The organism is Shewanella yunxiaonensis (assembly GCF_018223345.1).
In the GTDB taxonomy this organism is placed as follows: Bacteria; Pseudomonadota; Gammaproteobacteria; order Enterobacterales; family Shewanellaceae; genus Shewanella; species Shewanella yunxiaonensis.
The window spans coordinates 1,681,432-1,696,502 of the sequence record NZ_CP073587.1 but is presented as its reverse complement, the minus strand read 5'-3'; the positions used below and the strand labels follow the sequence as shown (position 1 = coordinate 1,696,502).

The following is a 15,071-nucleotide window of genomic DNA, read 5'->3' as shown; positions in this document are numbered from 1 at the left end:
CTCACAACAAATTTCATCGTTTAGGTAAGGAGGTGATCCAGCCCCAGGTTCCCCTAGGGCTACCTTGTTACGACTTCACCCCAGTCATGATCCACAAAGTGGTAACCGCCCCCCCGAAGGTTAAGCTAGCTACTTCTTTTGCAAACCACTCCCATGGTGTGACGGGCGGTGTGTACAAGGCCCGGGAACGTATTCACCGTGGCATTCTGATCCACGATTACTAGCGATTCCGACTTCATGGAGTCGAGTTGCAGACTCCAATCCGGACTACGAACAGCTTTTTGGGTTCCGCTCCACGTCGCCGCTTTGCTTCCCTCTGTACTGTCCATTGTAGCACGTGTGTAGCCCTACTCGTAAGGGCCATGATGACTTGACGTCGTCCCCACCTTCCTCCGGTTTATCACCGGCAGTCTCCCTACAGTTCCCGGCATTACCCGCTGGCAAGTAAGGATAAGGGTTGCGCTCGTTGCGGGACTTAACCCAACATTTCACAACACGAGCTGACGACAGCCATGCAGCACCTGTCTCAGAGTTCCCGAAGGCACTAATCCATCTCTGGATAATTCTCTGGATGTCAAGAGTAGGTAAGGTTCTTCGCGTTGCATCGAATTAAACCACATGCTCCACCGCTTGTGCGGGCCCCCGTCAATTCATTTGAGTTTTAACCTTGCGGCCGTACTCCCCAGGCGGTCTACTTAATGCGTTAGCTTGAGAGCCCAGTGTTCAAGACACCAAACTCCGAGTAGACATCGTTTACGGCGTGGACTACCAGGGTATCTAATCCTGTTTGCTCCCCACGCTTTCGTGCCTGAGCGTCAGTCTTTGTCCAGGGGGCCGCCTTCGCCACCGGTATTCCTCCAGATCTCTACGCATTTCACCGCTACACCTGGAATTCTACCCCCCTCTACAAGACTCTAGTCTGTCAGTTCGAAATGCGATTCCCAGGTTGAGCCCGGGGCTTTCACATCTCGCTTAACAAACCGCCTGCGCACGCTTTACGCCCAGTAATTCCGATTAACGCTTGCACCCTCCGTATTACCGCGGCTGCTGGCACGGAGTTAGCCGGTGCTTCTTCTGTCAGTAACGTCAATGCGTTGAGGTATTAACTCAACACCCTTCCTCCTGACTGAAAGTGCTTTACAACCCGAAGGCCTTCTTCACACACGCGGCATGGCTGCATCAGGGTTTCCCCCATTGTGCAATATTCCCCACTGCTGCCTCCCGTAGGAGTCTGGACCGTGTCTCAGTTCCAGTGTGGCTGATCATCCTCTCAGACCAGCTAGAGATCGTCGCCTTGGTGAGCCCTTACCTCACCAACTAGCTAATCCCACCTGGGCTTATCCATTCGCGCAAGGACCGAAGTTCCCCTGCTTTCCCCCTTAGGGCGTATGCGGTATTAGCAGTCGTTTCCAACTGTTATCCCCCTCGAATGGGCAAATTCCCAGGCATTACTCACCCGTCCGCCGCTCGCCGGCAAAGTAGCAAGCTACTTCCCGCTGCCGCTCGACTTGCATGTGTTAGGCCTGCCGCCAGCGTTCAATCTGAGCCATGATCAAACTCTTCAATTAAAAGTTTTAGACTCTATGAATGACTGTTCTTTGTTCGAACACTCTTCAGTGAGTTTTAAATCGTTTTGCGATTCATTCACTGCGAGTGCCCACACAGATTGCTTGATATTTTGTTAAAGAGCGAAGAAAAAGCCGCCTCACAAATCAGCTTGTGCCAGCGACTTATTCTGAACCGTTATTGCCGGTCAGTGGATGCGCATTATAGGGAATCGATTTTTTTGTGCAACACCTAAATCGTCCAAATTCATCAGTTACCGATTAAATGCTCAGTTTTCAGTCAAAACGCGAGTTTAGATTAACCATGCGAGGCTAAATACCTAGGCACATCGGCAATTGAATCCAAAACAACAGTGGCTTCATCAATACCTTCTTGCGTGATCGCCTTGCCGCTTTTCACCAAAATGCGAGTTGGAATACCTGCTGCTTTACCGGCTTTCATGTCATCCGCTTTATCACCCACAAGTACGCTTTGGCTGAGGTCTAACTTTAAAAAACGTTCGGCACTTATGATCATTCCGGGTTTGGGTTTGCGACAATCACAATCCTGCTTATATTCACCAATCCCTTTGTCAGGATGGTGTGGACAATAATAGATGCCATCCAGATCGACACCTTTGTCTGCAAAGTTCCAATCCATCCACTCTGTCAGCTGATTAAATTGCTCCTCACTATACAGGCCACGCGCAATACCTGCCTGGTTAGTGATAACCACCAATTTATATCCTTGCTGTTTCAGCTCTCGACAGGCATCAAAGACACCTTCGATATATTGGAAATCGTCTATCTGATGAACGTAACCATGGTCAACATTAATCACGCCATCTCTGTCCAAAAATACAGCTCGGTTCACACCTACTCTCCTGATGTTGGGATGCGCATATTATTCCACCCTCAACGAAAAATTGCATCGACGGAATGTTACCAGAAAGGAGACATACGCTAATGCGGGATCTTTGACAGCATAAAAGCTGCCAGATGCCGCATTCAGCGCCAATACATTGGGCAACATGCTTTATTTATGCGTTCACTAGCGGTAACCTTAGTTCCAGCAATTTTGGCGTCGAATAACCGTGTAACATAGAAAGTTCAGCCATCATCGCCACAAGCCGTCAGACGAAAGCGGTGAAATCTGTCAGTTCTTATAGGGACAACACAGGGCACTAACTGTCAAGACGCTAACTTCTCGCTGCAACTTCTCGCCACACTAAAGCAGAAGTTGCAGATAAGCCATTAAGTGAACAGCAATTGAAATAACCGTCTCGGGTGATTTCTTAACGAGAGATTTTCCATGCAGTATGCAACTATTACCGGTTGGGGCAAATGTGTTCCACCAGCCATTCTGACCAATGATGATCTGGCGACCTTCATGGACACATCCGATGAATGGATCAAACCAAGAACTGGCATTAGTCAACGCCATATTAGTCACGTTGATACCTCTGAGATGGCTACCGTTGCCGCCAAACACGCTTTAGCCGCAGCCGGTATTGATGGTAGTGAGCTGGATATGATTATTCTAGCCACCGCCAGTCCGGATACGTTAATCCCCAACATTGCCTCCACCGTGCAAGCGAATATTGGCGCTAACTGCGCTGCCTTTGACATCAATGCAGCCTGTAGTGGTTTTCTATACGGGTTAGGCTTGGCGACCGCTCAAATAAAAAGTGGTCAGTGCCAGAAAGTGCTGGTTGTCGGTGCTGAGCGCCTCAGCTTTTATATCGATTGGTCACGCCGTGAAACTGCAGTGCTATTCGGTGACGGTGCAGGAGCTGTAGTGTTAGAAGCTTCTGATATTCCCGGTGGCGTATTAGGCTATGAGCTGAATAATGACCCGGAAGGCCGCGAGATTCTTAAAGCTAGTTTTGGTACCTCAATGGACCGCTATGTCGCTGAGTCACTGGATTTTTATATTCAGTTTGAAGGCAAAGAAATCTTTAAGCGAGCTATTCATGGTATGAGTACTCTCAGTGCCAAAGTGCTGGATAAATGCGGACTAGATAAGGATGACATTGACTGGGTGATCCCGCATCAGGCTAACGAGCGCATCATTGATACACTGGTGCATAAGATGAAAATCCCGCCAGAAAAAGCATTCGTGAACATTGCCAATTATGGCAATACTTCCGCAGCAACCATACCTATTGCTATCTGTGACGCACTGGCAAAAGGGATGATCCAACCCGGACAACATATTTTGTCATGTGCATTTGGCGCTGGCCTCACCAGTGCTGCAGTACTGCTGAAATGGGGTGATCGGGTAACACCGGTATCAACCTCTGAGGCCGCTTTACCTCCTTGTAATAAAACCGGCTTAGAAATAGTTGAAAAAGCCATCAATTATTTCTGCCATCGCGAACCTAAATAGCGTTTTAGGTCACACTTATTACTTCAAAGCCCCTATTTAGGGGCTTTGTCTTATCTACTATTTTTACGGCCACCACAAAAACTCACTGATAGGCACTGTTGGACGAATCGAAGCCGTCTGCGCCAGAAACAGTTCACCGCAGGCGATAGCATCCATCAACGCATTGTGTGCGGCATACACCGGTAGTTGATACCGTTTTCGGCAAGCGCCTAAACGCAAACTTCCTTGCGGTAAAATATGCCGGTCTCGCAATAGCCGATGTCTATCGATTTGTAGGGTATCTATCACCGGGAACTGCAGCGGATGATTGACTGTACGTTGTGCCAGCATGGATAAAAAAGCCAGATCTAACGGCGCATGATGGAAGATCATCAACTTTCCCTGGGTCTGCTGCAGTATCCATCGCAATAAACTTTGCTGATCTAATACCTGTTGCTCAAGATGGCGGTCCACGATGCCATGGATAACTGCACTTTGACCAACACTTCCCGAGATCCCTACTAATCGGTGTTCAGCATCACCTAATTGCAAACGCTGCTGAAAGATGGGCACCAAACCAACTGAAATTATCTGATCGGTTAACGGATTCAGTCCCGTCATCTCCATATCCACCGCAACCAGCGGCACCTCAGCCAATGGCATCGAAAATAATGGACCTAAACGCTGATAATAATCTTGTAGCAACGGCGGTGACCGGAAAGCTCGCCAGCCAAAATAAAGCTGTTGCCAGAATGCCATATCAGAAACTCCGCATAAATTTGAGTTTCAGTGCCGACTGCGCATCGTGGACAACCTTGAAAGCATCGCGCAATTGATGCCGCATCAGTGAAGACAACTCTTCAGGTTTCAGATAGTTACTGAGCTGCTCACGGTTTTCATACTGACGCCCCTGATTGGCTAAGCGCATATGTGCAATAAACTCCAAGGCATCAGCGAGATTCAGACCATCTTTTCGGTTGAGAATACCCTTCGCTATCAGCACGCGGATTCGTTTAGCGGTGTTCACTTCTTTAAGCCCTGCTGACAACGCATAAACCCTGGCAATATCATTAATAAGAACACTGCCACGATGTTTAAGGTCTATGCCCTTCTCTTCCGAGCCGTCACGTTCCAGTACAAATTGCCGGAAGAACCCTAGTGGCGGGGTTTCGCTAAGGGCGTTACCTGTTAACGCTGCCAAAAAGATATCGTTATCGCGAGTATCGGCTAACACGTTATCTTGAAGCGCCGCAAACAGGTTTTCTGGGCCAAAGACACAGCGCATATCGAAAAATATACTGGCATGCATAAGCGCTTTAGGTTCTGGTGCATTTACCCAATCGGAAAACTTTTGCTGCCACTGCTCCAGAGACATCCGCCACATCGGGTTCTGCGCCATAATGTCGCCAGGACAAAAAACATACCCGCAATCATTAAGACCAGCGCACACCGCATGAGTCAGCTTATCGAAATAGGCATTTTCAACCGCATTGGGCTCGTGTGTTAATAACAATCCATTATCTTGATCGGAACATGCCATTTGATCCTGCCGCCCCTGGCTACCGAATGCCAGCCAACAAAACGCTACCGGCGGCTCGCCCAAGAGCGCCTGATGTAACTGGATCAATCGGCGTGTTAATGCATCAGTAACGCTGGTGAGAATACGCCCGATCTCTTCTGCTCGAGCATCGGCACTGATCAGATTTTGCAGCAAAATGGGGATCTGTTTACTGACATGAATAAGACTGTCGACATCTTGCTGCCGCTCAATTTCGCCGATCAATAAAATGGGTTGGGAAGACTGACTGCGAATAATATCGGTACTGGTGACCATGCCCACCGGATCGCCATTATCCAGAACCGGCAGATGATGAATATTGTGCTGGCTCATCTGTAACATCGCCTCAAACACTAAGGCATTGGCATCAATTGTTACCGGTTTGGCTGTCATGGCCTGATAGACCGGAACATCACCATTAAGTCCTTCAGCCAATACCCGATTACGTAGATCCCGGTCGGTCAAAATGCCCACCAGCTTTTGGTTATCCATCACCAAGGTCGATGACACCCTATTTTTGCGCATCAACTTAGCAGCATCACTTACTGGCGTTTTATGATCCACACTGATAGGCGACATCACAACTAAACTGCTGATGCGATTAGCGGTGATCACCTCTGCATGATGTTGATGTGATTCTTGATGACGTAACCGCTTGGCATAAGCGCGGTTAAAAAAGCGATCAAACGCACGACAACCAGCTCGAAGCTTTTCAAATAAGGGTAAGGACAGATGATAAACAAGGCCATCTTCCAGGATCAGCACCTTGTTACTGATAGATTCGCCGGACATTAGCGATGGAAATCCAAAATAGTCTCCGGCACCAAGACGATCAAGTAACTCCCCTTCAGCGTTGCGGACCTCAAAAGCACCACTCCGGACAATATATAACAGGGGATTTTCTGAACTCAGAGGTACCGCTACTGACGCCTTGCTGTAGTATCCAATGCTGAGATTCCGACAACATTCCTCCAGCAACTCAGCAGATAATTCATTAAATGGCGCAATTTCCGCCAGGAAATTACGAATAGGCAGCAGTTCAGTTTCATCCATAGGCGTAGTAGTTAGCAGAATTATCAGTCACTTAATAATGGCTGTTCAACCGTAAAGCAGCCATCTTTCTTTGGTCTAATAAAACAGTACTGGCAAATTTATGTTGTTAGATATTTATCAATTTTTTTCGGGAATATTTTATTATTCTTATATCCAAGTTGAAAAAATGTAGAAGATTATTCAATCAAGGTGTTTTCTAATGATCAAAGTCAGGGTAGTCTGCTAAGCAAGCCTTGCCGTTTGCAATAAACATTGTAAACGCCTCAGGCAATTTTATATTTCTTATAACAACAAATGATGTAGCTAGACAGGACAACTATGGATACAACACTCGACTCTTCGAAGTGCGAAGAGCGCATGACTGCATTAATGCGTGCCAAGCGCGCCGCTTGGGGTAGCTTTGCCGGAGCAGTCGTGGACTGGTACGATTTTTTACTTTACGGCATTACCGCAGCGTTAGTCTTCAACCGAGAATTCTTTCCACAAATTAGTCCCGCGATGGGCACCCTTGCAGCGTTTGCTACTTTTGGTGTCGGCTTTCTATTTCGTCCGCTCGGCGGCATTATTTTCGGCCATTTTGGCGACCTTTTAGGGCGTAAGCGGATGTTAATGCTTACTGTGTGGCTGATGGGGCTGTCTACTGCCTGCATTGGATTACTGCCGTCTTTTGATGCCATCGGTTGGTGGGCTCCCGTGTTACTGGTCATCCTTCGGGCAATTCAGGGATTTGCGGTAGGCGGTGAATGGGGCGGTGCGGCTTTATTGTCGGTAGAAAATGCCCCTGCCGGGAAAAAAGCGTTTTACAGTAGTGGTGTACAAGTCGGTTATGGAGTGGGACTGTTATTGTCGACAGGCCTCGTGTCATTAATCAGCCACTACACCAGCGATGAACAGTTTTTGAGTTGGGGCTGGCGCATTCCATTCCTGCTGAGTGTTGTATTGGTGCTGGCTGCGTGGTGGATCCGCAATGGCATGGATGAGTCAATTGAGTTTGAACAACAAGCTAAAGCTAAAAATGTCACAACAACGAAACGTGCCGCCTTACCCGTATTAGAAGCGCTGAAAAGTCACCCTGGGGCATTTTTACAGATTATTGGTTTGCGCCTGTGCGAATTATTAACCATGTATATTGTCACCACTTTCGCGTTGAATTACTCCACTAATAACCTCGGATTACCGCGGGAACTGTTCCTGCACATTGGCCTATGTGTGGGGGCATTAAGTTGTCTGACCATTCCGCTGTTCGCAATAGTCGCCGATAAATATGGCCGAAAACGCGTCTATATCACCGGGGCCTTAGTCGGCGCCGCCAGCGCCTTTCCATTTTTCATGGCATTGGAAGCACACTCAGTCGCGGGGATCATCATCTGCTCTCTGCTGCTGGCCAACTTAGCTCACGATATGGTGGTGTGTGTGCAACAACCTGTTTTCACTGAATTATTTGGTGCAAGCTACCGCTATAGTGGCGCAGGCGTTGGGTATCAGGTAGCCAGTGTAATAGGCGGTGGATTTACGCCTTTTATTGCAGCGGCATTAGTGACTTACTCTAATGGTGTATGGCATAGCGTTGCCATATATCTGATGGGCGGCTGCTTATTATCAGCTTTGGTAGCATTAATGATGAAACCATCATCAGAAACACAAGAAACTAAAGCACACCAACCTAAGCTATCCGTACCTGAAGACACCATGGTATTGCCACAGCAAGCAGTAGAAAAAGCATAAAATGCAACGTGTTGTGGCATGACTTAGGCAGTTATTGCTAGGTTGCGGTGAAATAAAAAACGGGTTACTTCTCCACAGAAAGTGACCCGTTTTTTATTGGCGATACGGTTAAATATTTTAATGACAAACTGTGTGTACTGAATTGCACAGCTTCAGTCTACTAATAAAAATTACCCACCATTGAGACATTTTTATCAATCAGACAGTTTTCGAGTGTTTATACTGCCCAATAAAATATTTCAAAATCAAATTGTTATACCATCGACAGCGGTTGATAAAATCGAACTATCGGACTTTAACTCTGTACCAGAACACTGAATTTAAGGCATATACGCTAGAGCACGGTCAAAATTAATATCAGTGTTGATCAACATAATGCTTTGTTGTTGCCAGTAACTTGTCGGCGATAGCATAAATCCCATCAATCGACTCAATTTGGATCCTGGTTTCTGTAATAGCCCCCAATTAAAACGGACACTCATTAGTTAAGCGATAGGCTTAGACCTATCTTTAAGGAGTGTCTATGGAACGTATTGAAATTATTACTGGCGAACAACGTCGCCGTCGTTATACTCCGCAAGAAAAAGCAAAGTTCGTTGCCATGACTATGCAGCCGGGCTATTCGGTTTCGCTGGTTGCCAGGCAAAACGGCATAACCCCGAGTCTATTGTTTAAGTGGAAAAAGCTCATGCAAGATGGTGGTATGTCTGCTATCCAGTCTGGTGACGAAGTCGTCAGTGCTGCAGACCATAAGGCGCTTCAAAAGAAAGTGAAACAGCTTGAGCAGTTGCTCGGCCGTAAAACGATGGAAACCGAAATTCTAAAAGAGGCGCTGGAGATAGCCCAGTCAAAAAAGTTGATATCGCGCATGCCATTGCTACCACCGGACGATTCCCTGTCCTCCGAGTAGCTGCGGCTCTTGGCGTGTCGCGTTCGAACTTATACCAACGTTTGTCCGTGCGCCGAGAAGGCCGCTCAGTACGCTACAACAAGGCTGATGATGCGCTGTTATTGCCGTTAATAATCGACATCTGCGAGGAGCGTGAAAGCAACGGCTATCGCCGGATTACTGCGCATTTAAATCGCCAGTTGAAAGCAGAGCAGCATGTAATTACGCGAGTGAATCCAAAACGCGTCTATCGCCTGATGCAACAAAACAACTTGCTGTTACGCAAACATACCGGTCGTGTAAGTGAGCACCGCGCTCATGACGGTCAGGTTATTACGTTGCACCCAAACACTCGCTGGTGCTCAGATGGCTTTGAAATAACGTGCTGGAACAAAGAAAAAGTGCGCGTGGCATTTAGCTTAGATTGCTGTGATCGTGAAATTATGAGTTATGTAGCCACAACGACGGGTATCCGCGCTGACATGGTTCAAGACATTTTGGTTGAAAGCATGGAACAGCGCTTCGGAGATGTCCGAGAGTTGCCACATACCGTCGAATGGTTAACCGATAATGGCAGTTGTTATATCGCCGAAGAAACACGGCAGTTCGCCAAGTCACTCGGTTTTAAGGTGTGCACGACGCCAGTTAGAAGCCCGCAAAGCAATGGCATGGCAGAAGCTTTCGTGAAGACGTTTAAACGAGATTATGTATACCTGAACGACCGTCCAGACGCAGCCACGGTGCTTGCAAAGCTCGCTGAATGGTTTGACGATTACAACAATTACCACCCACACAGTGGATTGAAAATGATGTCACCTAGAGAGTATCGAGCTCTTAAAGTGGCGAGTTAAGCTGTCCGTTTTGGTGGGGGCAACTACAGTTTCGTTCTTATCCTCATCAAAGAGGCCAACGTACTTAGTCGACTTGCCATTAAAGTGAAGCCTGCACAATGGTTTACGATTATTATCATCAAGCAAGACACCAAAATAACTTTGGGTATCTCTGGCTACGATACGACCGACCTCAAACTGCGCTCTGAGTATCGCCTTAACCACGTTGTAGCCGTCAATTTCCTCTTGTGTAGTTTCAATTTTGGAGTCCTTGTCGTCCTCTTGAGGAACTACTAGCTCCGCTGAAGACGCTATTAGTGTGCTGTCATCTGTATCCTGAGAGGTTAATGCATTCTTAAGACGGTCGTTCACGCTATCGCTTAGAAACTGCTTGAGCGCCTTTTTTACTATCACAGTAAACTGCTGCTTTACCTTGGGGGACAGTACACCATCGTATACATGTGAGGCTAGAAACTTGACCAGCTCTTCTTCCGGTTCCTGAAACTGTTTGTCCAGCAAGCGCTTAATGGCTGATAAATACTTAAGTTCACCTGCTGCACCAACGACAGACTCAACATCAAATGCTTGCTTAGTTAGCTTCTTAACTTCTGGGACGAGATGTTCGTCAATGCTCAATAAATCAAGTACCAGAAATGGCTTTTCATCCATCTTATTGGGAGCATCGAGGTCAGTAAATAACTGGTATTCGTGACCATTGGTCAGTATGGCGATACGGGCATTAGTGACAGAAAAATAACGAAAGAGTTGTCCTGCGTGCTTTAGAGCAAGCTTTTCCCCGAAGCGCTTGCACTCAATCAGGATTTGAACTGCGCCGTCCTTGAGGATTGCATAATCGACTTTCTCACCTTTCTTAGTTGCAGTATCCGCAGTGAACTCTGGAACGACCTCTCCAGGATCAAAGACATCATATCCGAGCACACTATGAAGGAAAGGCATAACTAGTGCATTTTTGGTAGCCTCTTCAGTTTCCAATGAAGCTCCAATTTGGATTGCTTTCTTAGAGAGTACCTGCAAGTGTTCTGCAAATTCCATATCCACGTCCTTGTTAAGTAAATGTTACCTTGCCCAATTTAACCCTTATCGCGCAAAAAACAACCAGTCACTTCACATTATGCTTAACAAAGAACCACGAGCTGCTGATGAAAACCTTTTAACTGGCAGCTCACCGCAACTTTTTAACGCAAAAAATGACCACAGAAAACGCGTTAAAGTGCGTCAGATGAAACTCTATCCAATTGATTATGGTTAGTTCATATAAAACAAAAGGCGCCGAAGCGCCTTTTTCAATCCTTGGGGTTATCAGTGACTTTGCGCGCCACCAGACCCTTTAGGGAAGCGGATAGAATCCACCATTTCCTGCACGTCGGTTGGTACTGCAGCAGTCATCTTGCTTACAGCAATCGCCACAACAAAGTTGATGATCATACCAATCATGCCGATGCCTTCCGGTGAAATACCAAACAGCCAGTTGTCAGACACGTTAGCCGCTGGATTTACAAACTTGAAGTAGATGATATAGGCCGCAGTGAACCCTAAGCCAAACACCATCCCGGCAATGGCACCTTCTTTATTCATAGACTTAGAGAAGATCCCCATGATAATGGCCGGAAATAATGATGCCGCTGCGAGACCGAACGCAAAGGCTACTACTGCTGCCACGAAACCAGGCGGATTAATACCGAAGTAACCAGCAATAACAATACCAATTGCGGCGGCCAGTCGGGCAAACATCAGTTCTTTCTTGTCGGAGATATCCGGCATAAAGTTTTTCTTGAGCAAATCATGGGACACCGAGGTCGAGATAACCAACAACAAACCCGCAGATGTTGACAATGCAGCTGCCAAACCACCCGCCGCGACTAAGGCGATAACCCATGCCGGTAAGTTAGCGATCTCTGGCGTCGCCAACACCATGATGTCACGGTCGACATTCATTTCATTGGCACTCTTTGGATCATCGATTTTACCTTTGGCGTAGTACATTTTGCCGTCGCCATTCTTATCGTTCCACTTGATAAGTCCAGTCTGTTCCCAGTTTTTAATCCAAGAAGGTGCAGTAGCGTGTGCGACGCCCTGTCCGTCTGCGCCGTTGATCGTCTCGATCATATTGACGCGAGAGAAAACAGACAGTGCAGGTACTGTGGTATAGAGGATGGCAATGAACACCAGTGCCCAACCGGTACTAGTGCGCGCATCTTTTACCTTAGGTACAGTAAAGAAGCGCACGATTACATGAGGCAACCCGGCGGTTCCCACCATCAGTGCGGCGGTAATAGCAAACACATCAATGGTACTCTTGGCACCTTCGGTATATTCGTTAAAGCCAAGTTGGGTAGACAGTCCATCCAGTTTATGTAGCAGATACACCCCAGTGTCATTACCCGCTGCATCAACCAAAGTCGAACCGAAACCAATTTGTGGTAATACATGGCCGGTCATCATCACTGAGATGAAAATTGCTGGAACCATGAATGCGAATATCAGTACGCAATACTGTGCTACTTGGGTGTAAGTGATACCTTTCATACCGCCCAAAACCGCGTAGAAAAATACCACGGCCATACCAATGTAAACGCCAGTGTCAACGTCCACTTCAAGGAAGCGAGAAAATACCACACCCACGCCGCGCATCTGACCGGCAATGTAGGTAAAACAGATGAAGATGGCACATATTACTGCCACCACACGTGCAGTCTGCGAGTAATAACGCTCACCGATAAAATCAGGCACAGTAAACTTGCCAAACTTACGTAAATACGGCGCAATACACAGCGCCAACAGTACGTAGCCACCGGTCCACCCCATCAGATATACGCTACCATCATAGCCAACAAACGAGATGATCCCCGCCATCGAAATGAAAGAGGCAGCAGACATCCAGTCAGCGGCAGTTGCCATACCATTCATTACCGGCGGGACCCCACCGCCAGCAACGTAAAACTCTTTGGTAGAGCCAGCTCTGGACCAGATGGCAATACCTATGTAGAGCGCGAACGACAACCCTACAATCAGAAATGTCAGTGCTTGAACGTCCATAATCTGATCCCCTTAGTCTTCGTGTACGTTATATTTTTTATCTAAGGCGTTCGCTTTGTAGGCGTAGATAAAAATCAACGCCACGAACACATAAATGGAACCTTGCTGGGCGAACCAAAAGCCTAGCTTGAATCCCATGAAGTGAATATTGTTAAGCATATCTGCAAACAAAATTCCGCAACCATAGGACACGACGAACCAGACAGCCAGCAATCCCAGCACCAGACGCAAGTTCTCGCGCCAGTAGCTAAGTGCCTTTTCGTTATTTTCAAAGCCCATTGTGCGACTCCCCATCACTAAACGTTATTAAGTCACATTTAATCTAGCAACCGCGACATAGCTCACAATCAAGACCTTAGTCTAACCAACGTGCTACAACTCAGTAACAATGTTTAAAAATTGATTTAAATCAAATAGAAGTGGTTTTATAAGAAAAAACGAATGGAGTAGAAAACACCGCTCAAATTAGACCAATGTCGAAAGGTAAATGCTTAAAAAAATACAAAAAAGACCGGGAAATTCCGGTCCTTTTTTAGGGGATAAGTAGGATTAATCCGCTTTATTTGCTAAATATTCGATTAACTTTGCCAGCTCTTCTGCATCAGACATATGCGTCTTAATGAGATATTTACCATTCACCAACAAAGAAGGCACACCACGAATTTTTGACAGTTGTGTTTGTGTCTCATAATTTTCCATCGCTAATTTCGCATCGGCAGAACCAATATTCTTATCAAGTACATCCTTATCAATACCTTGACTCTCGAAAAAGGCTTTCAGGTCAGCATCGGTATTAAAAGGCTTATGCTGCTCATGGATAAGTTCGAATATTTTGCTATGCACCTGTTCGGTAATTTTGAACTTCTGCGCCAGATAATAAGCTTCCTGGCTGAGGATCCACGAGGGTCTGTGGGCGCCGACAGGTGTACGTTCAAATGCAACCTTTCCTTTTAACAAGGAGACAAGCTTTTGAATAACCGGATCTTCGTGATAACAATGAGGACAGTTGTAGGAGAAAAATTCTCTTAACATTGGCTTACTAGGTTCGGGGATACCTTCAACGGTCACATAATCCTGACCCTCTTTGTAATCAGCAGCTTTTGCAACAACGGTGGTCATTCCTAACATAAAAATGGCCACTGCAACCTTGGCCAAAGATGAAAAAGACATTAATCCCCCTCGTGATGAATATGGATAAACTTAATGGCGTTTTTACGCTTTACAAGCTAACAGCAAGGCATTAGCGTCGGCGTATGCATAGGTAAAGTCAAGCTCTTCACAGATGAGGTTACCATCGATCCGCTTACCCGCGGCGTCTTGTTCTGCCACAAACTCAGGTAATGGTAACGCTAACTGCTCCGCCGCCAAGCAATAGAATGTTTGTTTATCCATAATAAAGGGAGCTGACAGATTATAGACGGCCCCAGGCTTATCGGCGTTGAGAACCAGCTTAGTCGCGGTAATACAGTCGTGTAGATGCACCAGATTAACGGGTTGACGCGGCCCCGTAAGACCTTTTCTACCCGCCATGAAACGTCCAGGATGCCGCCCAGGGCCAACGAGTCCGGCGAAACGCAACACTGTTACCGTTAAACTTGGCGAAGCTAATCCTAAAAAAAGTTGCTCAGCTTGCTGTAATACTGCACTACTTCCTTCAGTTGCCGGGACAAGATCGGTCTCGGTCAGTACACCTTCGGTCTGCTGATAAGCGCCGGTGCTACTGATAAAGATCAGTCTTGATAACTGACTTTCACGTACCAACGCGGCGAATGGCATTAACTTGGTCAGATAATCACTGTCACCACGACGTAAACCCGGTGGAATATTAACAACTAAAGCATCACAGCCCTGCAGCAGAGAAGATGGCAACCGTGAATCGCCATCCAACGCTAGCTGCACGCCATTTATTCCCAGCGCTTGTAATGATGCCACTCCGTCTGCAGTCGTCTTACTACCAGTGACCTTCAGATGCTCACTTCGCAACGATTTAGCCAACGGCAGACCAAACCAACCACAACCAAAAACAGCAATGTGTTTCACGCTGATG

General features: G+C 46.8%; 11 protein-coding genes and 1 rRNA gene. 3 read left to right on the top strand and 9 right to left on the bottom strand.

Annotated features, from left to right (window positions below):
* Positions 1-25: 25 nt before the first annotated feature.
* Positions 26-1,568, bottom strand: a 16S ribosomal RNA gene (locus KDN34_RS07775).
* Positions 1,569-1,863: 295 nt separating this feature from the next.
* Positions 1,864-2,418, bottom strand: coding sequence for a D-glycero-beta-D-manno-heptose 1,7-bisphosphate 7-phosphatase (gene gmhB, locus KDN34_RS07770; RefSeq protein ID WP_212596305.1), 555 nt, complete (start codon positions 2,416-2,418; stop codon positions 1,864-1,866).
* Between the two features lie 438 nt (positions 2,419-2,856).
* Between gmhB and KDN34_RS07765 the strand changes: the two genes are divergently transcribed.
* On the top strand, positions 2,857-3,933 hold the full coding sequence (locus KDN34_RS07765) for a ketoacyl-ACP synthase III (protein ID WP_212596304.1): 1,077 nt from the start codon (positions 2,857-2,859) through the stop codon (positions 3,931-3,933).
* A gap of 63 nt (positions 3,934-3,996) precedes the next feature.
* On the opposite strand, the gene KDN34_RS07760 is transcribed toward KDN34_RS07765, so the two are convergent.
* Together KDN34_RS07760 and KDN34_RS07755 are read right to left on the bottom strand one after the other, a co-directional pair.
* The gene (locus tag KDN34_RS07760) at positions 3,997-4,671 is read right to left on the bottom strand and encodes an exonuclease domain-containing protein (protein WP_212596303.1); all 675 of its coding nucleotides are present in this window, start codon (positions 4,669-4,671) and stop codon (positions 3,997-3,999) included.
* Between the two features lies 1 nt (position 4,672).
* A complete protein-coding gene (locus KDN34_RS07755) occupies positions 4,673-6,523 on the bottom strand; it encodes a DUF294 nucleotidyltransferase-like domain-containing protein (protein ID WP_212596302.1) in 1,851 nt (616 codons plus the stop codon).
* Between the two features lie 318 nt (positions 6,524-6,841).
* Between KDN34_RS07755 and shiA the strand changes: the two genes are divergently transcribed.
* The gene (shiA, locus tag KDN34_RS07750) at positions 6,842-8,248 is read left to right on the top strand and encodes a shikimate transporter (RefSeq protein WP_212596301.1); all 1,407 of its coding nucleotides are present in this window, start codon (positions 6,842-6,844) and stop codon (positions 8,246-8,248) included.
* A 523-nt stretch (positions 8,249-8,771) separates the two neighbouring features.
* A protein-coding gene (locus KDN34_RS07745) for an IS3 family transposase (RefSeq protein ID WP_407695771.1) occupies positions 8,772-9,988 on the top strand; the annotation gives its coding sequence in 2 pieces (ribosomal slippage) (positions 8,772-9,087 and positions 9,087-9,988; 1,218 coding nt in all).
* On the opposite strand, the gene KDN34_RS07740 is transcribed toward KDN34_RS07745, so the two are convergent.
* The 5 genes from KDN34_RS07740 to KDN34_RS07720 all read right to left on the bottom strand — a co-directional run bounded on the left by KDN34_RS07740 (position 9,950) and on the right by KDN34_RS07720 (position 15,064).
* On the bottom strand, positions 9,950-11,020 hold the full coding sequence (locus KDN34_RS07740) for a type I restriction endonuclease (protein WP_212596300.1): 1,071 nt from the start codon (positions 11,018-11,020) through the stop codon (positions 9,950-9,952). The genes KDN34_RS07745 and KDN34_RS07740 overlap by 39 nt on opposite strands.
* A gap of 267 nt (positions 11,021-11,287) precedes the next feature.
* A complete protein-coding gene (locus tag KDN34_RS07735; RefSeq protein ID WP_212596299.1) occupies positions 11,288-13,024 on the bottom strand; it encodes a sodium:solute symporter family protein in 1,737 nt (578 codons plus the stop codon).
* Between the two features lie 12 nt (positions 13,025-13,036).
* Complete coding sequence (locus tag KDN34_RS07730) at positions 13,037-13,303, bottom strand: DUF4212 domain-containing protein (protein ID WP_212596298.1); 267 nt, start codon at positions 13,301-13,303, stop codon at positions 13,037-13,039.
* Positions 13,304-13,573: 270 nt separating this feature from the next.
* Complete coding sequence (locus KDN34_RS07725; protein ID WP_228730455.1) at positions 13,574-14,194, bottom strand: thiol:disulfide interchange protein DsbA/DsbL; 621 nt, start codon at positions 14,192-14,194, stop codon at positions 13,574-13,576.
* A gap of 42 nt (positions 14,195-14,236) precedes the next feature.
* The gene (locus tag KDN34_RS07720) at positions 14,237-15,064 is read right to left on the bottom strand and encodes an SDR family oxidoreductase (RefSeq protein WP_212596297.1); all 828 of its coding nucleotides are present in this window, start codon (positions 15,062-15,064) and stop codon (positions 14,237-14,239) included.
* Positions 15,065-15,071: the final 7 nt, after the last annotated feature.

Excerpts from the sequence above, each read along its gene's own strand:
- KDN34_RS07730 (WP_212596298.1), bottom strand. The coding sequence starts at position 13,303 with ATGGGCTTTGAAAATAACGAAAAGGCACTTAGCTACTGGCGCGAGAAC.
- KDN34_RS07725 (WP_228730455.1), bottom strand. The coding sequence starts at position 14,194 with ATGTCTTTTTCATCTTTGGCCAAGGTTGCAGTGGCCATTTTTATGTTA.
- KDN34_RS07740 (WP_212596300.1), bottom strand. The coding sequence starts at position 11,020 with ATGGAATTTGCAGAACACTTGCAGGTACTCTCTAAGAAAGCAATCCAA.
- KDN34_RS07755 (WP_212596302.1), bottom strand. The coding sequence starts at position 6,523 with ATGGATGAAACTGAACTGCTGCCTATTCGTAATTTCCTGGCGGAAATT.
- KDN34_RS07765 (WP_212596304.1), top strand. The coding sequence starts at position 2,857 with ATGCAGTATGCAACTATTACCGGTTGGGGCAAATGTGTTCCACCAGCC.
- KDN34_RS07735 (WP_212596299.1), bottom strand. The coding sequence starts at position 13,024 with ATGGACGTTCAAGCACTGACATTTCTGATTGTAGGGTTGTCGTTCGCG.
- KDN34_RS07760 (WP_212596303.1), bottom strand. The coding sequence starts at position 4,671 with ATGGCATTCTGGCAACAGCTTTATTTTGGCTGGCGAGCTTTCCGGTCA.
- shiA (WP_212596301.1), top strand. The coding sequence starts at position 6,842 with ATGGATACAACACTCGACTCTTCGAAGTGCGAAGAGCGCATGACTGCA.